General features: G+C 72.9%; 22 protein-coding genes and 1 pseudogene. 9 read left to right on the top strand and 14 right to left on the bottom strand.

Translation table 11 applies throughout. From position 1 onward, the window contains the following. Window positions 1-11: 11 nt before the first annotated feature. From ABZ934_RS11745 to ABZ934_RS11715, 7 genes are all read right to left on the bottom strand, one after another. Window positions 12-1334 carry a PP2C family protein-serine/threonine phosphatase gene (locus ABZ934_RS11745; protein ID WP_361311722.1) on the bottom strand — a complete coding sequence of 441 codons (1323 nt, stop codon included), beginning with the start codon at window positions 1332-1334 and terminating at the stop codon, window positions 12-14. Continuing rightward, complete coding sequence (locus ABZ934_RS11740) at window positions 1331-2344, bottom strand: SpoIIE family protein phosphatase (RefSeq protein ID WP_361311720.1); 1014 nt, start codon at window positions 2342-2344, stop codon at window positions 1331-1333. Before ABZ934_RS11740 ends, ABZ934_RS11745 begins: the two co-directional genes overlap by 4 nt. Then, entirely contained in the window at window positions 2344-2871 is a 528-nt protein-coding gene (locus ABZ934_RS11735; RefSeq protein ID WP_361311718.1) for an ATP-binding protein, read from the bottom strand. The genes ABZ934_RS11740 and ABZ934_RS11735 overlap by 1 nt, the downstream gene beginning before the upstream one ends. Next, window positions 2855-3262: an STAS domain-containing protein gene (locus tag ABZ934_RS11730; RefSeq protein WP_361311715.1), complete on the bottom strand. Its 408-nt coding sequence runs from the start codon at window positions 3260-3262 to the stop codon at window positions 2855-2857. The genes ABZ934_RS11735 and ABZ934_RS11730 overlap by 17 nt, the downstream gene beginning before the upstream one ends. Further along, on the bottom strand, window positions 3259-4146 hold the full coding sequence (locus tag ABZ934_RS11725) for an STAS domain-containing protein (RefSeq protein WP_361311713.1): 888 nt from the start codon (window positions 4144-4146) through the stop codon (window positions 3259-3261). Before ABZ934_RS11725 ends, ABZ934_RS11730 begins: the two co-directional genes overlap by 4 nt. A gap of 210 nt (window positions 4147-4356) precedes the next feature. Continuing rightward, window positions 4357-4791 (bottom strand): hypothetical protein, encoded by a 435-nt coding sequence (locus ABZ934_RS11720; protein WP_361311710.1) that lies wholly within the window; start codon window positions 4789-4791, stop codon window positions 4357-4359. A 45-nt stretch (window positions 4792-4836) separates the two neighbouring features. Then, complete coding sequence (locus tag ABZ934_RS11715; RefSeq protein ID WP_361311707.1) at window positions 4837-5211, bottom strand: hypothetical protein; 375 nt, start codon at window positions 5209-5211, stop codon at window positions 4837-4839. 179 nt (window positions 5212-5390) lie between these two features. Between ABZ934_RS11715 and ABZ934_RS11710 the strand changes: the two genes are divergently transcribed. The 3 genes from ABZ934_RS11710 (at window position 5391) to ABZ934_RS11700 (ending at window position 8385) form a co-directional block, all read left to right on the top strand. After that, a complete protein-coding gene (locus ABZ934_RS11710) occupies window positions 5391-5786 on the top strand; it encodes a hypothetical protein (protein WP_361311705.1) in 396 nt (131 codons plus the stop codon). A 149-nt stretch (window positions 5787-5935) separates the two neighbouring features. Next, on the top strand, window positions 5936-7132 hold the full coding sequence (locus ABZ934_RS11705; RefSeq protein WP_361311702.1) for a PLP-dependent cysteine synthase family protein: 1197 nt from the start codon (window positions 5936-5938) through the stop codon (window positions 7130-7132). Further along, a complete protein-coding gene (locus ABZ934_RS11700) occupies window positions 7129-8385 on the top strand; it encodes an MFS transporter (RefSeq protein WP_361311700.1) in 1257 nt (418 codons plus the stop codon). Before ABZ934_RS11705 ends, ABZ934_RS11700 begins: the two co-directional genes overlap by 4 nt. A gap of 210 nt (window positions 8386-8595) precedes the next feature. Here the strand turns inward: ABZ934_RS11700 and ABZ934_RS11695 are convergent, their stop codons facing one another. Then, the gene (locus ABZ934_RS11695) at window positions 8596-9513 is read right to left on the bottom strand and encodes a hypothetical protein (RefSeq protein ID WP_361311697.1); all 918 of its coding nucleotides are present in this window, start codon (window positions 9511-9513) and stop codon (window positions 8596-8598) included. A gap of 178 nt (window positions 9514-9691) precedes the next feature. Continuing rightward, window positions 9692-11113 (bottom strand): hypothetical protein, encoded by a 1422-nt coding sequence (locus ABZ934_RS11690; protein WP_361311695.1) that lies wholly within the window; start codon window positions 11111-11113, stop codon window positions 9692-9694. A gap of 162 nt (window positions 11114-11275) precedes the next feature. Between ABZ934_RS11690 and ABZ934_RS11685 the strand changes: the two are divergent. Then, window positions 11276-11683: pseudogene (locus ABZ934_RS11685) on the top strand (LysE family transporter); the annotation flags it as partial. Between the two features lie 100 nt (window positions 11684-11783). On the opposite strand, the gene katG reads toward ABZ934_RS11685, so the two are convergent. Next, window positions 11784-14015, bottom strand: coding sequence for a catalase/peroxidase HPI (gene katG / locus ABZ934_RS11680; RefSeq protein ID WP_361311693.1), 2232 nt, complete (start codon window positions 14013-14015; stop codon window positions 11784-11786). A 396-nt stretch (window positions 14016-14411) separates the two neighbouring features. Here katG and ABZ934_RS11675 point away from each other — a divergent pair, with 396 nt between their 5' ends. The 3 genes from ABZ934_RS11675 to ABZ934_RS11665 all read left to right on the top strand — a co-directional run bounded on the left by ABZ934_RS11675 (window position 14412) and on the right by ABZ934_RS11665 (window position 16553). Next, on the top strand, window positions 14412-14825 hold the full coding sequence (locus ABZ934_RS11675; protein WP_361311690.1) for a Fur family transcriptional regulator: 414 nt from the start codon (window positions 14412-14414) through the stop codon (window positions 14823-14825). Between the two features lie 181 nt (window positions 14826-15006). Further along, window positions 15007-15498 carry a hemerythrin domain-containing protein gene (locus tag ABZ934_RS11670; RefSeq protein WP_361311688.1) on the top strand — a complete coding sequence of 164 codons (492 nt, stop codon included), beginning with the start codon at window positions 15007-15009 and terminating at the stop codon, window positions 15496-15498. Further along, the gene (locus tag ABZ934_RS11665) at window positions 15495-16553 is read left to right on the top strand and encodes a cation diffusion facilitator family transporter (RefSeq protein WP_361311686.1); all 1059 of its coding nucleotides are present in this window, start codon (window positions 15495-15497) and stop codon (window positions 16551-16553) included. Before ABZ934_RS11670 ends, ABZ934_RS11665 begins: the two co-directional genes overlap by 4 nt. Here ABZ934_RS11665 and ABZ934_RS11660 read toward each other — a convergent pair. Continuing rightward, window positions 16547-17035, bottom strand: a complete 489-nt coding sequence (locus ABZ934_RS11660; RefSeq protein WP_361311684.1) for a hypothetical protein — start codon at window positions 17033-17035, stop codon at window positions 16547-16549. The two genes, ABZ934_RS11665 and ABZ934_RS11660, sit on opposite strands and share 7 nt — an antisense overlap. Window positions 17036-17134: 99 nt before the next feature. Next, window positions 17135-17539 (bottom strand): VOC family protein, encoded by a 405-nt coding sequence (locus ABZ934_RS11655; RefSeq protein WP_361311682.1) that lies wholly within the window; start codon window positions 17537-17539, stop codon window positions 17135-17137. Window positions 17540-17789: 250 nt separating this feature from the next. Here ABZ934_RS11655 and ABZ934_RS11650 point away from each other — a divergent pair, with 250 nt between their 5' ends. Further along, on the top strand, window positions 17790-19295 hold the full coding sequence (locus ABZ934_RS11650; RefSeq protein ID WP_361311679.1) for a cellulose binding domain-containing protein: 1506 nt from the start codon (window positions 17790-17792) through the stop codon (window positions 19293-19295). A 91-nt stretch (window positions 19296-19386) separates the two neighbouring features. Here the strand turns inward: ABZ934_RS11650 and ABZ934_RS11645 are convergent, their stop codons facing one another. Continuing rightward, window positions 19387-19641, bottom strand: coding sequence for a hypothetical protein (locus tag ABZ934_RS11645; protein WP_361311676.1), 255 nt, complete (start codon window positions 19639-19641; stop codon window positions 19387-19389). A 127-nt stretch (window positions 19642-19768) separates the two neighbouring features. On the opposite strand from ABZ934_RS11645, the gene ABZ934_RS11640 reads away from it, so the two are divergent. Then, the gene (locus ABZ934_RS11640; protein WP_361311674.1) at window positions 19769-19996 is read left to right on the top strand and encodes a hypothetical protein; all 228 of its coding nucleotides are present in this window, start codon (window positions 19769-19771) and stop codon (window positions 19994-19996) included. A gap of 86 nt (window positions 19997-20082) precedes the next feature. Here ABZ934_RS11640 and ABZ934_RS11635 read toward each other — a convergent pair whose 3' ends face one another. Next, on the bottom strand, window positions 20083-21300 hold the full coding sequence (locus ABZ934_RS11635) for a phospholipase D-like domain-containing protein (RefSeq protein ID WP_361311671.1): 1218 nt from the start codon (window positions 21298-21300) through the stop codon (window positions 20083-20085). Window positions 21301-21414: the final 114 nt, after the last annotated feature.

Below are 21414 nucleotides of genomic sequence, written 5' to 3'. Positions count from 1 at the left end.
GCACTACTCTCTCATCCGCTAGACCGTTTGTCAGCCCGCCCGCCTTGCGGCGGCAGGCGGCGAACGCCCCCCGCCCAGGCGGCGGTCACCGGGGCGTCCGCGGTGATCCGCATGGCCAGGGCGAGGGTGTCGTCGGCATGGAGGACGACGGTGTGCATCTCGCCGGCCACGGCATCGGGGATCTCCGCTATCGCGCGGTGGGCGTGCTGTTCGACGGCCTTCACGAGCCGGGACTCGCCCTCGATCAGGTCCCTGCGGCTCTCGGTCAGGCCGTCGGTGTAGAGCAGCAGGAGATCACCCGGCCCCATGTGGTCGCGCAGGACCGCGTCGCTGCCGGGGGCGGGGAAGCCGATGCCCCGGCCGGTCGCCTCGAGGAACTGTGGCGCGCCGCCCTCCCGTGCGAGCAGCGGGGGAGGGTGGCTGCCGCTCGCCACCTGGAGTTCCCCGGTGGCGGGGTCGAGTCGCACCAGGAGCACCGTCGCCATCAGGTCCGCGTTGAACGGCATCAGGAGGTGGTGCGTACGGGCGAGGATGGAGTGCAGGGGGTGCCCCTGCAGGGCCAGGGTGCGGACCGCGTGGGTGACGGTGACCGCGCCGCGGGTGCTGCGCACGCCGTGGCCCAACGCGTCGACCACGGTGACGTGCACCGTCCCGTCGGGCAGGGTGAACCAGTCGTAGAGGTCGCCGCCGGTCGGGGCTGCCGGGTCCGCGGGCGCGTAGTGCACGGCCAGTTCCAGGCCGTCGACCTTCGGAGGCGGCGGACGCAGCGCGTCCTCCAACTCGCGCAGCACCCGGCCGTGCGCCCTCCTCAACTGCTCGTCACGCTCGTCCAGTTGCACGTAGAGGGCCAGGACACCGGCGTTGGTCTCCGCCAATTCGTGTTTGAGCATCCGGTGGCCGGCCGTGAGCGAATCCGCCCGGGCGAGGGCTGCGCGCAGCTCCTCGTCGGCCTCGCGCACCCGCACCGGCAGCGAGGCCGAAGTCCTCTCGGGCGCGAGGACCTCCTCGAACGGGCCGCCGTGCCGGTCGGGCAGGGCGATGTGCCAGGTCACCGAGTTCACCGAGGTGAGGTGCGCGGTCAACGGCACGTCTGCGCCGCTCAGCGGCCCGGCCGCGCGCGGGGCGGTCAGCGTGACGTTCAGCTGGGGAACCTCCTGCGCACCGTCGTGCACCGTGGTCAACGTGACGGGATGCCCGGCCTCGAACTCGGGGGAGGCCAGGTCCGTCACGGACAGCACCAGCCGACCCCGCACGTCGGCGGGCAGCCGGTACCGGCGGGCGAGATCGCGCACCTCCTCCCGGAGCACCATCACGTCCCGGAAGAGCCTGCTCATGACGGACGGTCGGGGGCTCTGGCCACCAGCACGGTGGCATCGTCACGGGTGCGGTGGTAACCGTGCGCGACGGTCGCCGCGAGGAGCGGGGCGGGCAGACGCAGGAAGTGGCCGGGCGGGGTGTGCGCCCACCGCAGGTCGATGCCGTCGGTGTGCAGCGCGGTGAGGGTCGCCCCGGTCAGGGGGACGCGATGGGTGAGCGGGGCGGGCATCCGCCAGCCCACGACGCCCGGCTGACCCGTCAGCCGGTGGTGCGCCTCCTGGGGTGAGAGCGCCACCATCCGGACATTGCCGATCCCGCAGTACTCGGCCGCCCCTGCGCGCAGCCGAAGCAGCGCCACCGCGGCCCCCCTGGTATGCCGGAGCGCCCGGTGCAGGACCGTCATCACCTCCGGGAGATCGCCGTCGGCGGCGCCGCGGAAGGAACGCACGGCGGCCTGGGCGGCCTCCGCCGCCTCTTGGCCGTGCCCCAGACCGTCGACGACCAGTGCGGTACGCGTGTCGTCGACCTCGACCACGAGGGCGGCGTCTCCGCACTCCTCCTGGTTGGCGGCCGGCACACAGACCAGTCCCACCGGCTGCCGCGCCGCCTCACGCTGTCGCGGTAGCGCGAGGCGGGCGCAGACCACGGTGCCGGTGTCGGTCCGCGAACTGATGGCGATCTCCGTCGCGATCCGTCCGACCGCGCCCAGACCGGCACCGAGCGTCCCGGTGGTGGTGTAGCCGTCGGTCAGGCACCGAGCGACCTCCGCTATCCCCGGACCCCGGTCCGCGGCCACGACTTCGATACCGCCGCCCAACGGCAACGGCTGGATGTAGAGGACCCCGTCGCGGGCGTGCTTGTCGATGTTGCCGGCCAGCTCCGACGCGACCACGGCGGCTTGGTCGGGCAGCGCGCCGGGCAGCGCGCACTCCCTCGCCACCGCGCGCGCCGTCTCGGCCGCGACGTGCACCGCGCTGTAGTGGTCGATGCGGACCTGACGCGTCGGCGCCACGGGGACCGGCAACATCAGCGCCGCCAGCGGGTGGTGACGACCGTCGTGCCCTCGCCCGGTGCGCTGCGCACCTCGAACTCGTCCATCAGCCGGCGCGCGCCTCCCAGTCCGTGGCCGAGCCCCACGCCGGTGCTGTAGCCGTCGGTCAGGGCGGCTTCCACGTCGGGGATGCCCGGCCCACGGTCACTGATCGTCAGCCGGAGGCCCGTACGGCCCTCCGCGAGCGCGGAGTCGACCACGAGGTCTCCGCCGCCGCCGTGGATGTAGGCGTTGCGCGCCAGTTCGCTGGCCGCCGTGATCAACCGTGTCTGGTCGATGATGGAGAACCCGGCCGCCACGGCGGCGAACCGCACGGCGTGCCGGACAGTCAGCAGATCGTCCTCCGTGGCCAGTGAGAGCCGGACGAGCCCGGTGTCGGAGCCGTCCGCTCGCGCCGTGTCCCGGCCGACCGTCTCCGGGCCGACCGTGTCGGGGGTGCCCGTGTCCGGGCTGCCGGTGTCCGGGCCGCCCGTCGTCCGGTTGCCGTCAGCCAGTGGCGTCATGCGGCGCCCCTTCCCGGGGCTGTGGAACCTGCACCCAGCCCAACGCCGCCATGCCCTGCTCGGCGTGCAGCGCGGTTTCCACCCCGGTCAGTTCCAGTCCCAGTTCCACGAGGGTGATGGCCACCGGAGGGCGCATCCCGGCCACGATGACCCGGGCGCCCAACAGCCGGGCCATCCCGGTGAGCTCCATCAGATTGCGCGCCACGAACGAGTCGATGATCTCCAGGCGCGAGATGTCGATGAGGACGCCCCGGGCCCGGTCGGCGGAGATCCGCTCGGTGAGTTCCCGCGCGAAGGCCACGGCGGACTTGTCGTCCAGTTCGTTGAGCAGCCCGGTGACCAACACGTCGCCCAGGCGCAGGATCGGGACGGCGGAGGAGTGGCCACTCATCGGACGACCGGGGCGCGCGGGACGGGCGCGGAACCGCCGGTGATCTTCATCGCTTCGGACAGGGCTTCGGCGAGCGTCGCCCGGGTCAGGATGTCGACCAGGTCGATGCCCAACTGCGCGATGGTCTGCGCGATCGTGGGGCGGATACCGCTGATGACGCAGTCGGCGCCCATCAGCCGCACCGCCCGTACCGTCTGCATGAGGTGCTGGGCGACCGCGGTGTCCACGGTCGGCACACCGGTGATGTCGATGATCGCGACCTGCGCGTCCTCGTCCTGGATGGCCTGGAGCAGGTTCTCCATCACCACCTGGGTCCGTGCGGTGTCCAGCGTGCCGATCAACGGCACGGCGACGACCTGCCGCCACAGGCGGACCACGGGCGTCGAGACCTCCAGCAGCTGCCTGCTCTGACGCCGGATGATCTCCTCCCGGCCTTCGACGTAGGTGGCGAAGGACAGGGCGCCGGCGGCGTCGAGCAACCGGTCGATCAGCAAAGCCGCCGAGAACAGCCGGCCGGTGTCGTCGATGGTCTCCCGCAGGATCTCCAGCAGGACGTCCTTGAGGGCCAGCACCGACATCGAGGTCGCTGTGGGCGGCGCCCCGGCCCGCGCCCTGCGCAGGGACAACTCCCTCACGGCCTCGCGCAGTTCACGGTGCTGGTTCACGATCTGGTCTACCGGTAGGGAGGTGTCGAGGCCGGCGAGCAGAGCGGAGGCCACGGTGTCGGCCTCGTAGCGCAGATCGCGCTCGCCGTTGGCCGGATCCATTGGAGCGCGCTCCAGTTGGAGCAGAACCCAGCGATCAGCTATGTCGTCCGCGCGTCCCTTCAACGACTCCACCACGAGTTGGCGGACATCGGCGGCACCGGCCGAACTGCTGATCACGCGGGTCTCCCTTCGCTGTGCCCGACGTCGAGACTTAACGCATGGCAATGGTTGTCTGATGGCAAATATACGCACGGGGCGCCCCGGCGGAAAGCCCCGGGGTGTTTCCGGCGGATCACCACACAGATGCGGATCACCTGCGGATCGCTACACAGGTGCAGAGGATGTCCCCGAATACGCGTCCCAATCGCCCGCACCACGTGGGAAGGGTCACGGCGTGGCAGCCGTGCCGCGCGGGGCGGCTCGGTCAGCGTTGGTGGGACGGCGGGAGGAGTGGCCGCACACCGCGGAGACGGTGCTCACCACGCCTATCCATGCCGTCACCGCGGCCCAGGCCATGGCCGTCGAACCACTGACGGCGCCCGCGACGAGGAGTACCAGGCACGTGCCCAGGAGCGCCGCGGCGAGGGCCCGGGTGAGAGGTGGCCGGCCGGGCGTTGCGGCGGCCCGGGTCGGCTGCGGCCGGGATTCGGATCGGGTGCGCCACGCGGCGAGCTCGCGCGTGGACAGTCGTCCCCGTGCCGACATGTGCGCCTCCAGGTAGCGGGTGCCGCCCTCGGCGGCGTGCGGGCGAGGGTCTTCGGGGCGGTGGGTCTTCACGGCGGATGTCTTCACGGCCGGCGTCTTCACGGGGAGCGTCTTCACGGGCGTACGGTCCTCACGGCGGGCGGGTCCTCACGGGGGGCCGGGTCAGGGACGGCCGCCGGTCAGGCGGGAGAGGGGGCCGCGGCGCCGCAGCCCGGCCCGGCGGCCGGCCGCGTAGCAGGCGGCGGCGAGGGCGGCCGTGCCGGTCGCGGCGCCCGCCGTGACGCCCTTGCGGGCCCGGACGGCCGTCCACAGCCATCCGGTGGGCCCGACGGCGCCCCGCAGGGCCATCGCCGCTGCGCGGGTCTTTTCGGCGAGGGGCGCCGGCAGCGCGGTCGGTGCGTCCGTGCCCACGTGTGCGCCCGTGCCCGTGCCCGTGGCTTCGGGGCCGGGAGTCCGCCGCTTGGTGGCCGCCGACCCGTCGGCGCGGGAACCGGGCGACGCGGCCTTGGAGTTGGGGGAGTTCTCGTGTGCGCTCATGCGGTGCGTCTGACCGCATCCGCGCGAGTTAAGCGGATGGATTTCGGTCTACTGCCGGCGAGGTGGCCGACGTGAGGTGGTGGGCCCGCCGTGCGCGGGTCCGATGTGACTTCACGTGATCGTCGCGCTACTTTGTGTAGATGATCGGTACGGCGTCGGCTCCTGCGGTGGATCACCGCATGCGGAGCGTGGCCGTCCTCGCACTGCTGCTGGCGGTAGCCGTCCATCTCCTCGGATGTCTCCACGGCCCGGCGGGGGACGGCCCGCACCTGCGGTCCGATCCCGCCGCGCCGCCGCATTCCGCCGCTCCCCTTCCCGTGCTCCCGGCCGACGCCGGGTTGCCGGTGGACCGTGTCGAGCGGGGCGAGCACTGTCCCGACGGGCTCGACCACGCGGTCGACCGGGTACGGGCGGACGCCCACGTCGCGCCGCCGGCGGCCCGTACGCCGCTCGCCGACGCGGAGCCCGACGCGGGGGTCGCCGTGTCGCGGGGAACGGCCGCGGTCGCCTCGGCCGCGGACCGGGGGTCGGGCGGCAAAGGGGTTCTCGCGGTGACCTGTGTGGCGCGGACCTGACAGGTCCGGTACGGCCGCCGCCGTTCCGTCCGGCCTGCCCGCGTCCCTCGTGCGCACCCTCCCGGCGGAACACCCGGCCGTGCGTCCGCGCCCCGAACCGCCGATGCCCCGCGCCGCCGCGCGTCCGGGGCCGAGGAGCCGTGACACCGATGCCGCACACCTCCGTGCAGAGCCCCGCTTCCCTGACCACACCTGCCTCCCTGACCGCACCTGCCTCCCTGACCGCACCCTCCGTCTCCCACCACGCCCCGGCCTCCCGTTACGAGTCCGCTCCCCTGCCCGCACACCGGCCCGCCGACCTCGTCGGCCGCACGCCGGTGCTGTGGGTAGGGGAGCCCTTCGCGGACACCGGCCGCGGATTCTGGGCCAAGCTGGAGGGCGCCAACCCGGGCGGCATCAAGGACCGCCCGGCCCTGCACATGGTGGCCCGCGCCCGGGCCCGGGGAGACCTCGCCGACGGTGCGCCGATCATCGAGTCCTCCAGCGGCACCCTGGCGCTCGGACTGGCCCTGGCGGGCATCACCTACGGGCATCCGGTGACCGTGGTCACCGACCCCGGCCTGGAGCCCTCGATCGGCCGGGCCCTCGCCGCGTACGGGGTCCACGTCGACACGGTCACCGCGGCGCACCCGGCCGGCGGCTGGCAGCAGGCCCGCCGGGACAGGGTCGCCGAGCTGCTCCGCCGCCACCCGGGCGCGTGGTGCCCGGACCAGTACAACAACCCCGACAACGCCGCCGCCTATGTCTCGATGGCCGCCGAACTCGTCGCCCAACTGGGACGGGTCGACGTACTGGTCGCCTCGGTCGGCACCGGCGGACACTCCGCCGGGATCTCCGCCGCACTGCGCCGGACCTTCCCCGCGCTCGCCCTCATCGGCGTGGACTCCACCGGCTCGACGATCTTCGGGCAGCCCGCCGGACGACGTCTGATGCGGGGCCTCGGGTCCAGCATCCACCCCGCGAACGTGGCCCACGAGGCATTCGCGGAAGTCCACTGGGTAGCCCCCGACGAAGCCGTCACCGCCTGCCGCGCCCTGGCCCGCCACCACTACGCCACCGGCGGCTGGAGCGTGGGGGCGGTCGCACTCGTCGCCGGCTGGGCCGCGCGCACCCGCCCGGCCGGGACCCGGATCGCCGCCGTCTTCCCCGACGGCCCCCACCGCTATCTCGACACGGTCTACGACGACAACTGGTGCCACGGCCACGGGCTGCTCGGAGGCACGCTCCCCGACGCCCCGCAGGAGATCCGCCACCCGGATGAGCGGGTCGTCACGTCCTGGACCCGCTGCACCGACGTCACCGCGCCGGCACCGCACGCCGCCACCGCCCTGGCCGGTGCGCGATGAGGCGGATGCGCGCCCGGATGCGCTCCTTCGACCCCGGCGTGCGGCTGCTGATGGTCAACCAGTTCGGCATCAACCTCGGCTTCTACATGCTCATGCCCTACCTCGCCGACCACCTCGGGCACGGCCTCGGCCTCGCCGCCTGGGCCGTCGGCCTGGTCCTCGGCGTACGGAACCTCTCCCAGCAAGGAATGTTCTGGCTGGGCGGCACCCTCGCGGACCGGATCGGCTACAAGCCGATGATCCTGGCCGGGTGCGCGCTGCGCGCCGGGGCGTTCACGCTGCTGGCCGTCGCCGACACCCTGCCCGCGCTCGTCGTCGCCTCGGCGGCCACCGGCTTCGCCGGAGCGCTGTTCAACCCCGCCGTACGGGCCTACGTCGCCGCGGGCGCCGGGCCCCGCCGAGTGGAGGTCTTCGCCTGCTTCAACGTCTTCTACCAGGCCGGCATCCTGCTCGGGCCGCTCGCAGGACTCGCCTTGTTGCTGCTCGACTTCCGGCTCGTCTGCGCGGCCGCGGCGGGCGTCTTCGGTGTGCTGGCCGTCGTACAGGCCCGGGCGCTGCCCGCGCGGCGGCCGGACCCGGGGCGGGCGGTCGGCTTGCGTGGCGTCGTCGCCGACTGGCGGGCGATCGCGCGCAATCGGCCCTTCGTCCTCTTCTCCGCCGCGATGGCCGGTTCCTACCTGCTGGCGTTCCAGACCTACCTGGCGCTGCCGCTGCGGGCGCGGACCCTGTTCGGCGACGGGGCGGGCACCGCCATGGGCGTCGCCTTCGCCGTGTCGGCGCTGGTGGCGGTCGTGGGCCAGCTCCGGCTGACCGACTGGGCCCGCGAGCGCCTGGACGCCCCGAGGGCCATCGCGATCGGCCTCGCGGTGATGGGCGCCGCCTTCCTCCCCATGCTGCTGCCCGAGGGTCGCCGGGGCGGGGCGGTCGCCCTGGTCGGGTGCGCGGCACTGTTGGCCGGGGGATCGGCGTTGTTGTACCCGTTCGAGATGGACACCCTGGCCCGGCTCTCCGGCGAACGGCTGGTCGCCACCTACTACGGGGCGTACAGCACCGCCTCCGGCATCGCCGTCGCGGTGGGGAACCTGGGCGTGGGCGCCTTGTTCGACATCGCGAGCCGCTTCGGAGTCCCGTGGGTGCCGTGGACGGCACTGGCCGCGGTGGGCGTCGCCTGCGCAGCGGCCCTGACGGCCCTGCGGCGCGGCCCCTGCTTCACCCGGCCGGCGGTCCCCGTGCCGGCAGCCGCCTCGGGGTGACGGGTTCCGGCGCTGCGCGCCGCCGCGTTGACCGGTTACCGGGAGCAACCGTCATGGGGGGCCGGTCGGAGACGGGTGCGGTGGACGAGGAGATCGCCGTCCTGCGTCGACGGGCGGGCGACGCCGGGTGACCGGCGACGCCGCGTCCGTGCCGGGCAGGGGAGCGGCGCCCACCGGCCGGTCCGACCGGACCGGCCTACGGAGTCGCCCCTACGCAGTCGTCGTCCCCGCCTCGGCGGTGTCCGCGTCCTCGTACGGCAGGACGACGTCCAGCGCGAGCACCGCCGGGTGGACGACGGGTTCCGGGGCCGACAGGTCCGTGGTCGGTTCCTCGGACCGGTAGAGCAGGGCCATACCCGCGAGGGCGGCGCCGAGGGCCGCCAGCAGGACCGCCAAGCCCGTGGGCCACGGCAGCAGGCCGCCGACGGCGCCGCTCAAGGGGGACAGTCCCGTCATGGCCGCCAGCGCGTGCACCGCCAGGATGCCGAGACCGGCCGCGGCGGCGGCGGCCCACACCCTGGTGCGGTCCCGCACCACCAGGCACACGCCGAGCGCCGCGCACAGCGCCGCGACGCCCAGCAGCACCCAGCTCCCCGCGCCGCCCTCGGACAGCAGGCGGGAGGGATGGCGGGGCAGGTACAGGAGCGCGGACAGCGCGAGGACGGCCACGGCGGGCCACCGCAGTCCCCTGCCCGGCGCCCCGGCGGGCCGCGCGGAACGGCGTCGTCCGGCCTTCTCCGCGCGGGTGGCCCGGGGGGCGCGCCGTGTGGCTCCGATGCCGTCTTCTATTCGGTCGGGCCGGGGCGCGACCACCGCTTCCTCCTCATTGCTCAGGAGCAGTGCGAGGGAGACGACGTCCTCGACGGGACGGCTGACGGCGGCGGCCCGCAGCGCCTCGTTCGCGGCGTCGGGGACCTGGCCGGATCGCCGCAACAGCGTCACCAGGTCCGCGACCTCTTCCAGGGGCCGGCAGGCGACCGCCGTCTGCAACAGCATGCGCAGGCCGTCGTCGCCGGTGGCCGGGACCGCGGGGACCGTGGGGACGGCTGTGTCGGCGGGGCCGGCGCCGGCTTCCGCCGGCGCGGTCGGCTCCTCGTCCCCGGCCTGGGGTGGGGGGTAGTCACTCATAGAACGCTCCGTCCGGGTTGACCGTCGCGTGACGACCGCGCACGGCTGGGGGCGGGCCCCCACAACGTGAGGAGATGTCCACTCGCCGTCACGATGCAGCACATCGGGGGACCCCACCATGCGGAGCAAGCAAACGGGTGCAGCCTCCCGCCCGGCTTGCGCCGCGCGACGATCCGTGTCAGCGACCGGGCTTGCCGCCGGCGAGCGGCCACTCGCGGTTGAGCGCGCCGAGCGGGATGCGGCGTTCGAGGAGCGGGGTGCCGAACAGGGACAGTTGGAGGTGTAGCTGTCCGCTGAGGTCGAAGCCGCCGTAGAGCGCCCAGGCGCCGCTCACGGCGGTCTTGCCGTCCGTGGACGCGGACGCCTTGGCGTCGGCCTCGCCGCGCAGGTAGGGGGCGAAGTCCGCCGAGACGCCCACGGCTCCGTACAGGCCGACGGACGCCTCGGCGCCGAGGGCGCCCTTGACCCGGCCGGCGGCGGTGACCTCGGCCTTGACCGGGGAACCGTGGACGTTCGAGGTGCTGACCGGGGTCCAGCCCTTGCCCGTCGCGTAGCTGCCGCCGATCCGGAAGTCGCCCTTGACGTCCTGACGCACGTCGAGGGTGACGCGTCCGTCGGCCTCGACCTGTACGTAACAGGTCAGGTCGAGGTTGACGACGACCGGTACGGGACCCACCTGGATGACCGGGGCGCTGTGCAGTTTGGCGAACGGGATGCGCTTGGGGGCGCCGGTGCTCGCCGCGGCGCGGCCTTTGAGGCTCCACTGCGAGGACCAGTCGCCGCTCATGCCGAGGAAGGCCGAGCGGGGCCCGGAGCCGCCCGAGCCGTCGTACGCGAACTCGACCGTGGGGGCGAGCCGGACGAAGCCGGAGACGGAGGCGCTCGCCGAGACGGGGGCGTCGGGGGCGGTGTCGATCGGGGCGTCGAGGTCGAGACGCAGGGTGCCCAGGGGCAGTGTCGCGCCCTGGGGGCCGAACCGGGCGCCTTGGCCCTTCGCCCACGAGAGGGTGACGCCCTTCAGCAGCGGCTCCACCGTGACCGAGGCGGGGTCGACGGGGACCTTGCCGTCGGCCTTGTCGTCGCCCAGTACGGAGGACAGGGGGGTGGCGGCCGTGGTGACCTCGGTGCCGCGGTCGGTCTTCGCGCCGACTTCGGTGACCTTGGCGAGGAGGCCGTCGGGGGCGCCCGGCGCCGGTGCGCTGGCGATGACGTCACCGATCGCGACCGGCCTTTCGGGCGCCGGGGTGGGGGCGGGGGTCGCGGAGTGGCCGGGCGCGCGGCTCGGTCGGGGGGTGTCGCCCTTCGCGGGCGTGGCTATGACGGCTTTACGGGTCACCGGATCGTAGGAGGCGACCTTGAGCGACGTCTTGGCCGGTGTCCCCTTGCCGGCGCCGTCCGCGCGGGTGACCGCGGCGGTCGCGTCGGCGTCCTGCGGGGCCGGCGTGACGTCCAGCCTTCGTGTGTCGTCGGCAACGGCGTTGACGGAGGCGGGCGTTGCCGCGTCCACCGCCGCGGTGTGCCCGGTCGAGGAGCAGCCGGTGGCGGTGAGCGCCAGGGTGGCGAGGCAGGAGAGCAGGACGCGTGGGGCGAGCTTGCGCACGTACGTGATGACCTTCTGGTAGGGCGAGTCGCGTTACTGGCAAGTAACGTGAGGCCCGATCATGCCAGGACCCCGCACCCCACCGACGACAACCGGCCACCTCTTCAAGGGGGTTGGGGTACGCCCGTCAGCTGTCCGGGGCGTGGTCGTGACTTCGTCACCGGGCTGCTCATCGCCTCTTCCACCGCCATGTTCACGGTGATCAAGCTGGCGGGCGCCGCGTACCTCGTGTGGATCGGCATCCGTACGTTCCGGACGCGGAGCGAGCTCACCGTGGACCTGGAGTCGAGGCCGCGGCTGACGCGGCTCGGCGCGTTGCGGACCGGGTTCCTGACCAACGTGCTCAACCCGAAGACCACGCTGTTCGTCGTCTCGACCTTCACGCAGGTCGTGCACGCGGACACGCTCGCGTGGCAGCAGGCCGGCTACGGACTCTTCATGTCCGCGGCGCACCTTGGCTGGTTCGGCGCGGTGGCGCTGTTCTTCTCGAACGAGCGGCTGCGCGAGCGGATGCTCCGGGCGCAGAAGGCGCTGAACCGGGCGATCGGCTCCGTGCTGGTGGGCCTTGGGCCTCGGGCTCGGTTTCGCCCGCTGACGGGGCGGCACGCCGTCGCCCCGTCCCGGATACGCGTCTGGGCCGGCCCGTGTAGGGCCGGCCCCGACACGGCGGTCAGACGAGGTCGAACCGGTCCAGGTTCATGACCTTGTCCCACGCGGCGACGAAGTCCTGCACGAACTTCTCCTTCGCGTCGTCGCTCGCGTAGACCTCGGCGAGCGCCCGGAGCTCCGAATTCGAACCGAAGACGAGGTCGGCCCGGCTGCCGGTCCACTTGACCTCGCCCGAGGCGGCGTCGCGGCCCTCGAAGGTGTTCGCGTCCCCGGACGTCGCCGTCCACGTCGTGCCCAGGTCGAGCAGGTTGACGAAGAAGTCGTTCGTCAGGGTGCCCGGGGTCGTGGTGAGCACGCCGAGCGGCGACTGTTGGTGGTTCGCGCCCAGCACGCGCAGACCGCCGACCAGGGCCGTCATCTCGGGAGCGCTCAGGTTCAGCAGGTTCGCCCTGTCGATGAGCAGGAATTCGGCCGGAAGCCGGTTGCCCTTGCCGAGGTAGTTGCGGAACCCGTCGGCGGCCGGCTCCAGCGCGGCGAACGACTCGACGTCGGTCTGCTCCTGCGAAGCGTCCACCCGGCCCGGTGTGAAGGGGACCCGGACGTCGAAGCCGGCGTCCGCGGCGGCCTTCTCGACGGCCGCCGCGCCCGCGAGGACGATCAGGTCGGCGAGCGAGATCCGCTTGCCGCCGCTCTGCGCGGAGTTGAAGGACTCCTGGATCCCCGTCAGCGTGCGCAGCACCGTCGCCAGCTGGTCGGGCTCGTTGACCTCCCAACCGCTCTGCGGCTGGAGGCGGATGCGCGCGCCGTTGGCGCCGCCGCGCTTGTCGCTGCCGCGGAACGAGGAGGCCGACGCCCACGCGGTGGACACGAGCTGCGACACCGACAGGTCCGAGGCGAGGATCCGCTCCTTGAGGGAAGCGATGTCCGCCGCGTCGACCGGCTCGTGCGCGAGCTCGGGCAGCGGGTCCTGCCACAGCAGCGTCTCCGACGGGACCTCCGGGCCGAGGTAGCGCACCTTCGGGCCCATGTCACGGTGGGTCAGCTTGAACCAGGCGCGGGCGAACGCGTCGGCGAACTCGGCCGGGTTCTCCAGGAAACGGCGCGAGATCTGCTCGTAGGCCGGATCGAAGCGGAGCGAGAGGTCGGTCGTCAGCATCGTCGGCGCGTGGGTCTTCGACGCGTCGTGGGCATCGGGTACCGTACCGGCCCCCGCGCCGTCCTTCGGCCGCCACTGGTGCGCGCCGGCAGGGCTCTTGAAGAGCTCCCACTCGTAACCGAAGAGGATCTCGAAGAAGCTGTTGTCCCACGTGATAGGGGTGTTCGTCCAGATGCCCTCAAGGCCGCTGGTGATGGCGTCGCCGCCCTTGCCGGTGCCGAAGCTGTTGCTCCAGCCCAGTCCCTGCGCCTCCAGCGGGGCGGCCTCGGGGTCGGCGCCGACGTGGTCCGCGGGGCCGGCGCCGTGGGTCTTGCCGAAGGTGTGACCGCCCGCGATCAGGGCGACCGTCTCCTCGTCGTTCATCGCCATCCGGCGGAACGTCTCGCGGATGTCGCGGGCCGCTGCCAGCGGGTCCGGATTTCCGTTCGGGCCCTCGGGGTTGACGTAGATCAGCCCCATCTGGACCGCGCCGAGCGGGCTCTCCAGATCCCGGTCACCGGTGTAGCGCTCGTCGCCGAGCCAGGTGGTCTCCGGACCCCAGTACACGTCCTCGTCGGGCTCCCAGACGTCCGCGCGACCACCGGCGAAGCCGAAGGTCTCGAATCCCATCGACTCCAGGGCGACGTTGCCGGCGAGGATCATGAGGTCGGCCCAGGAAAGGCTCTGGCCGTACTTCTTCTTGACCGGCCACAGCAGACGACGGGCCTTGTCGAGGTTGCCGTTGTCCGGCCAGCTGTTGAGCGGGGCGAAGCGCTGCTGCCCGGCACCGGCGCCGCCGCGTCCGTCGCTGATGCGGTAGGTCCCCGCGCTGTGCCAAGCCATGCGGATCATGAACGGGCCGTAGTGGCCGAAGTCGGCGGGCCACCAGTCCTGCGAGGTCGTCAGTACCTCGGCGATGTCCTGCTTCACCGCGGGGAGGTCGAGGGACGCGAAGGCAGCCGCGTAATCGAAGTCCCCGCCGAGGGGGTTGGCGACGGCGGGGTTCTTGGCGAGGATCTTCAGGTTGAGTCGTTCCGGCCACCACTGACGGTTCCCGCCGCCCTGCGTGGGGTGCGGGGCGCGCTCGTGAGCGACGGGACAGCCGCCTCCGCCTTCCGTTTTGGCGTCTACGACGATTGCATCATGGTTCTCAGACATGGGAATCCTTCCGGACCAGGCGGATCGTGGTGCTCGGTTGTGCATGCGGTCGATCAAGCGGGGCACAGGCCCCCGGTAGCCGGCCTCGGCCTCGTCGGTCGCCTCGACGCCGAGGTGGTCACCGTCCGGACGGTTTCCGGCAGCGGGACGCGGGGCCGCCGCCACGCGCAGGTCGGCACCGCCGCGCGGTGCCCCGGCGGGGGCCGCTCACGTCTTCGTCTCCTGCCGTTGTGGAATCTTCCTGTCCCTTGGCCGGCAACGGAACCGATCCTACGATGGACGCAGTCCAAGTCAAGAAGCACACCAAGCCCGTATCCAACCGGATTCCGCGCGTTCACGAGTGGGATTCGAGGGGTCCCGCCGGACCGGAAGGCCGGTCCAGAAGGGTGAGCCGACATGAGTGACCTGCTGGAACGACTGCGAGGCCGTGGCTGGCGAATGACCGCCCAGCGCCGGGTCGTTGCGGAGGTGCTCGACGGCGACCACGTCCACCTCACCGCCGACGAGGTGCACGCCCGCGCGGTACGGCTCCTGCCGGAGATCTCCCGCGCCACCGTCTACAACGCCCTGGGCGAACTCGTCGCCCTGGGCGAGGTCGTGGAGGTCTCCACCGACGGACGCGTGAAACGCTACGACCCCAACGCCCACCGGCCGCACCAGCACTTGGTCTGCTCGGGCTGTGGCCTCATCCGCGACGTCCACCCCGTCGGCGATCCGCTCACCCACCTCCCGGCCGACGAGCGGTTCGGCTTCACCCTCTCCGGCGCCGACGTCACCTACCGCGGCCTCTGCCCCTCCTGCGCCGGCTGAGCGCTGGGCCGATGCATGTGCCGGCGCTCCCTCGTACCCGCCACGTTTGAATTCTCCCGCAGCGAGCACCCCCGAAGGTGACCAACCGGAGACAGACCGCCGGGCCCGGCTGCCGGGAGTGGGCATCGACGCCTTCCCCGCGGCCCGGACGACACGGTGCGTAGTGAGCAGGAGTGGACCAATGGCAGTGGAACAGGACGTCGTCGCGGTGATCCTCGAAGACCACCGGCGCATGGAGGACCTCTTCCGTCGGATGCGGAGCGTGGAGGCCGACCGGGCCGCCGCCCTGCGCGAGTTCTCCGCGCTGCTCATCGCGCACGGCGAGGCCGAGGAAGCCGAGGTGTACGGCGCGCTCAAGCGGTTCAAGGGGGTCGACGACGAAGAGGTGGACCACGGCTCCGAGGAGCACGCCGAGGGGAACGAGGCTCTGCTGGCGCTGCTCGAAGTCTCCGAGGTCGGCTCGGACGAGTGGGACGAGCGCTTGGAGGAACTGGCGAAGGCGGTGTCCCACCACATCGACGAGGAGGAGCGGACGATCCTCAACGGTGCCCGGGAGAGCGTGCCCGACGAACGGCGCGCCGAACTGGGGGAGGCCTTCCTGCGTGCACGCGAGCGGCACCTGGCCGCCGACTGCGGCAGCGTCGAGAACGTACGCGCCGTGGTGAGCGGATGACCGCAGAGGGGACCGCCCGGACGACCGGGCCCGAGCGTCCGGCGCAAAAGGCCGGCGGGCAGGACAGCGGGCAGGACAGCGGACAGGCCGGTGGGCCGGGCGGTGGGCAGGACGGCGAAACCCGGCTCACGGTGTGGGTGGCCCTCGCGGCCAACCTCGCCATCTGCGTCGCCAAGGCCATCGGCGGCGTCATCGCCGGCTCACCCGCCCTGCTCTCGGAGGCGGCGCACTCCGTCGCCGACTCCATCAACGAGGTCTTCCTGCTCGCGTCGGTCAAGCGCAGCCGACGCCCCGCCGACACCCGCCACCCCTTCGGCTACGGCAAGGAACGATTCTTCTGGTCGCTGCTCGCCGCCGTAGGCATCTTCGTCACCGGCGGCTGCTTCTCGGTCTTCCAAGGGGTGGAGGCATTCCGCTCCGGCGGCGACGAATCGCACAGCGGGTACGTGATCGGCCTGATCGTGCTCTTCGTGGCGCTCCTCGCGGAAAGCGTCTCCCTCATGCGGGCCGTCCTCCAGGTGCGCCGCGCGGCACGGGCCGCCGGGCGCGGAATGGCGGCGGAGGTTCGGGCGGGGCGCGATCCCGCCCTGCGCACCGTCCTGGCGGAGGACAGCACGGCCTGCCTGGGCGTCGTCCTCGCCATGGCGGGCATGGCGTTGCACATGGTGACGGGCGAGGTGGCCTACGAGGCGGGCGCCTCCGTCCTGATCGGCGTCCTGCTCGTCTACGTCGCCTACGTGCTCGGCAAGCAGGCCCGGACCCAGCTGATCGGCGAGGCGGTCGACCCCGGCCTGCAGCGCGAGGTCCGCGCCCTGCTCGAAGGCGAGCCGGAGATCGACGCGGTGACATCCCTGCTGACGATGCGCCTCGGGCCCGACTCCGCGCTCCTGGCCGCCGGCATCGACCTGACGGCCGGCTACGACAGCGAGACCGTCGAGGACGCGATGGTCCGCGTCCGCACCGAACTCCAGGAACGCTGGCCCGAACTCGACCGGGTGTTCCTCGACGTCACGGACGCGGCGGCGGCCCGCCGCACGGGCCACCGGGGTCAGTAGACGAGCTTGAGGGTCACGTCCTTGGGGGCCGGGGCCGGCGCGGTGTCGGTGTAGAGCAGCCGGATGGTGGTGAAGCGCCGCACACCGGGGCGGTCGGGCCACGGTTCCGGCTTGCTGAGGGTCACGGTCACGGGATAGGCGTGGAACCGGCCCGCCGCGCAGTACGGGCGGCAGTCGTTGACCATGTCGGTTCCCGAGGCCGTCGCGACGCGCGGCCCCCAGGTCTCCCAGCGGAGCCGGACGAGGTTGTTGTTGCCGTCGCCGCAGGCCAGCAGGTACTCCTCGGGGCGTACCTGGGCCTTGGAGAAGCAGTCGACGACCACCACCGGGTCGGCCGGCGGATCGGCCGCCGTGGCGGGGGCCGGCCGTGCGGAGGCCGGAACGGCGGTCGCCGCGAGGGCCGCCGCCGTACAGAGCAGGCCGGCCGTCCGCGCTCCGGGCCGGGGCCCGCGGGCCCGCCCGCCGTGTCCTGAACCGTCCACGTGGCCTCCTCGCCCGTCGCTGTCGGCGGTCAGTCGCCGCTCTGCCAGCTTCCCCCATGCGGGCGGACCCCGCATCCGGGTGACGACGCCGAGCCCGGATCAGGGGATCGCGACCAGCTCGACCTCGAAGCCGTCCTCGTTCTCCAGGTAGGCCGCGTAGTGCCCCGCGCCACCGGCGTACGGGTGCCGGTCGCCGAACATCAGCCGCCAGCCGTGTCGCACCGCCTCGGCCGCCAGTTCCTCCACCGCCGCGGCGTCCTCGACGTGGAACGCCAGATGGTTCAGCCCGGGGCGGCGACGGTCGTGGTGGACGGCGGTCAGGGCCGGCGACTCCTCGAAGACGAGGTAGACCGCGCCGAGCCGCCAACTCCGTCCGTTGCTCCAGCTCTGGAACGGCGTGTACCCCAGGGCCTCCAACAGCCGGCCGAACGAGTCCACGGCCCGGGCGAGGTCGGGCACCCAGATCTCGACGTGGTGCAGCGCGCCGTGCGTCGGCCGGTTCACCCGGCCCCGCCCGCCTCCGGACCACTCATTCCCCTGCCGTGGACGGCCCGTTCGCTGTCGATGGGAAGCACAGTCGTCATGCCGTCGATCCTGCCGGCCCGCACTGACAGCCGGGTCATTAACCGCCCCCGATCTCTTCCTTAAGGCCGTCTCAAGCTCTCCGGCCAGAGGCACGAACCGCACGTTTGTCCGTTTCGTGGTCGCTAGCGTGCTGGTCGATCCCTCATCCCCACGCAGAAGCAGGTCCTCCATGGCTGGCAATTCCCATCGCCGCACCCCGAGCACCAAGGCGAAGGCGGCGGCGGCCCTCGCCGTCGCGGCGGCCGTCGGGGCGACCGCCGTCGCCCTGACCGGTACCGCCCAAGCGGCCTCGATCGGCGCGGTCTTCACCAAGTCGAGCAGTTGGACCACCGGTTATACCGGGCAGTACGTGATCACCAACCGGACGGGTAAGGCCCTGGGGGACTGGACCCTCGAATTCGACCTGCCGGAGGGCACCGCCCTCGCCTCCCTCTGGAACGGCGAACAGAGGGTCAGCGGCCGGCACGTCACGGTCAAGCCGCCCCGCTGGGACACCGCGGGACTCGCACCCGGCACCTCCCTGACGGTCGGGTTCGTCACCTCCGCGACCGGCGGCGCCGGCGATCCCACGGGCTGTCTCATCAACAAGGAGAAGTGTTCCCCGGGCACCGGCCCCACCCCCGCCCCCGGCGGCCGGCCGACCACGCGCCCCACCGCCGCGGCGACCCCGGCCCGGTCCACCGAACCCACCTCCCACCCCACGACCGGTCACACGGCGAAGCCCACCGCTCCGGCCCCCTCCACGTCGGCCCCCACCGGCGGCACCGGAGGCGGCAACCCCGCTTCCGCCGGATTCGCGCCCTACGTCGACACCTCGCTCTACCCGGCCTACGACCTCCTGGACACCGCCGCGAAGACCGGGGTCAAGGAGTTCAACCTCGCCTTCGTCACCTCCGGCGGCGGCTGCACCCCCCTGTGGGGCGGGACCACCGCCTTGGGCGACGACCGCGTCGCCTCCCAACTCCCCGCGCTGCGGGCCGAGGGCGGTGACGTACGGGTGTCGTTCGGCGGCGCCGCCGGCTCCGAGCTCGCGCTGGCGTGCGACTCCGCCACCGGCCTCGCCGCCGCCTACGGGAAGGTCGTCGACGCGTACGGGTTGACGAAGGTCGACTTCGACATCGAGGGCGGCGCCCTGCCCGACACGGCCGCGAACACCCGCAGGGCGCAGGCCATAGCCCAGTTGCAGAAGAGCCACCCCGGACTCGACGTCTCCTTCACCCTCCCGGTGATGCCCGAGGGCCTCACCCAGGCGGGCCTCGACCTGCTCGCCAACGCCCGGCGGGGCGGGGTGGCGATCTCCGCCGTCAACATCATGGCCATGGACTACGGACCCGCGTACGCCGGGGACATGGGCGGGTACGCCATCCAGGCCGCGACCGCGACCCAGGCGCAGATCAAGGGCGTTCTCGGCCTCTCCGACGCCGCGGCGTGGAAGACGGTGGCCGTGACCCCGATGATCGGCGTGAACGACGTCGCCACCGAGGTCTTCACGGTCGAGGACGCCACGCAACTGGCGGCCTTCGCCCGCTCCAAGGGCATCGGCCGGCTCGCGATGTGGTCCGGAGCCCGCGACCGGCAGTGCGCCGGCGGTGCGAAGAACTTCGCCGACCCGACCTGCTCCTCCATCACCCAGGCCCCGCTCGCCTTCACGAAGGCGTTCGCCGCGCACGGCTGATGCCCGGCCCCGGCCCCGGCGGACCGCACCGCGAAGTCGACGGTCCGCCGGCGGTCCGCCGCGCGCCGACGTCAGTGGCCGACCGCCGAGGTCAGTGGCCGACGGTTTTGACCAGGACGACGGCGCCGCCGATCGCCGCGTAGGCGACCCCGGCCGGCAGCGCGGCGGCCGTGGTGCCGCCCATCCGGACCCCGCCGTACCACCCCCGTCCGAGCAGCACCCCCACGTCCACCGCGGCCGCGACGAGCAGGGCGGTGCGCAGCCCCATCACCCCGAGGCCGGACAGCAGGATCAGGACCAGCGGGCCCACCGCCGACAGCAACAGCGGGGCCGAGACGAACAGCATCTCCCGCGACTTGCGCCCGTACGCGATCTTGGGAGGCCGTCGACCGGCTTGGGACGCCCGCGACCGGGTAGGCGGGGTTACGCCCACCGAAGCGCTCGCCGGCCGGTGGAGAGGAAAGGATGCGACCATGACCGATCGCGAACGGAACGAGCCGCCGCGCACCACCCCGTCCCACGCTCCGGGTGAGGCCGGGGACGAGGAAGCACGACGGGAAGCCGAACGGGCCGAGCGCGGCCCGCAGGACGAGCTCGCGGACGGCGAGCCGGGAGAGGCGGCCGACGCGCTCTCCCCGAGCACCGGCGCCCAGCGGCGCTCCGGCGACCAAGCGCGGGGCGACGACTCCGACCGGGGCTGACCGGCTCCGATCCGGCGCGCACCGCCCGGTTCGCGCCCGCGCCCGCCGCCCGGCCCGGCCCGCGCCGGCCGTCGGCGGCGCGCTCGTCAGAGGTAGCGGCGGATGGGGACCACAGCGGCCTCGCGTGCGCGCTGCACGAGCGGGCGGTTCTTCCACCGGCCGGGACGAATGCGGTCACTGACCTTGAGGTCGGTGTCGTAGTGCGCGTCGAGCACGGCGGTGAAGCCCCGGTCCATGACGGCGAGCATGACCTCCTCGTCGTGGTCGAGGGAGCGCCGGTTGAAATTGGTGGAGCCGATCAGCGACACGACGCCGTCCATGGTGATGACCTTCGCGTGCATCATGGTCGGCTGGTACTCGAAGATCTCCACGCCGGCGGCGGTCAGCGCCTCGTAGTGGCGCTGACCCGCCAGCCGGCACACCCGCTTGTCGGTGTGCGGGCCGGGCAGCAGGATCTGGACCCGCACGCCGCGACGCGCCGTCGCGCACAGCAGGTCGACGAAGTACGTGTCGGGCGCGAAGTACGCCGTCGCCAGCCGCACCCGCTCCTCGGCCGACTCCAGGACGACGCGGATCAGGGTCTGCATGTCCTGCCAGCCGAAGCTGGCCGATCCGCGCACGACCTGCACGATCGCGTCGCCCGCCGGCTCGTGGCCGACGAAGCGGTCCCGGTCGTCGAAGAGCTCCGCGTGACACTCCGCCCAGTTCTGGGCGAACGCGGCGGCGACGCCGTCGACCGCCGGGCCCCGCACCTCGACGTGCGTGTCCCGCCACTCCCGTTCGTTGCGGGCGTCGCCGCACCACTCCTCCGCGATGCCGACGCCGCCGGTGAAGGCGGTCCGCTCGTCCACCACCAGCACCTTGCGGTGGCAGCGGTGGTTCTGCTTGAGCGGGGACAGGTGAAGGGGCTTGCGGAACCAGGCGACCTGGACGCCCGCGGCGTCCATCTCCTCCAGGAGCTCGGGTTCTATGAGACGGCTGCCGAACCCGTCCAGCAGCAGCCGCACCCGCAGGCCGGCGCGGGCACGGTCGGCCAGCGCCGCGGCGAACCGCCGGGCGATGTCCCCGCGCCAGTAGACGAACGTCATCATGTCGACCGTGTGGCGGGCTCCCTCGATCGCGGAGAGCATCGCGGCGAAGATCTCGTCGCCGTTGCGCAGCGGGCTCACGCTGTTGCCCTCGGTCGCGGCGATGCCGATGAGCCGCTCCAGACGCCTGCGGATACGGGTGATCCGCTCGTCTCCCTCGAACCCGGCACCCGGCTTCGCCGTGAGACTGGGGACCGAAGACGTTCCGCTGGTCATACAAGCACTCCTCGATCGGTCCCATGCGACCCCGGACCTTATCGAACAGTGCGACGGAGGAGGACCACCGGCCCCGTCGAGAAGGGCCGGTGGCGCCGGGCCGCCCGCAGTTTC

The organism is Streptomyces sp. NPDC046557, assembly GCF_040645975.1.
In the GTDB taxonomy this organism is placed as follows: domain Bacteria; phylum Actinomycetota; class Actinomycetes; order Streptomycetales; family Streptomycetaceae; genus Streptomyces.
Note: the sequence above shows the minus strand (reverse complement) of the source record. Positions and strands in the feature narration are given on the sequence as shown.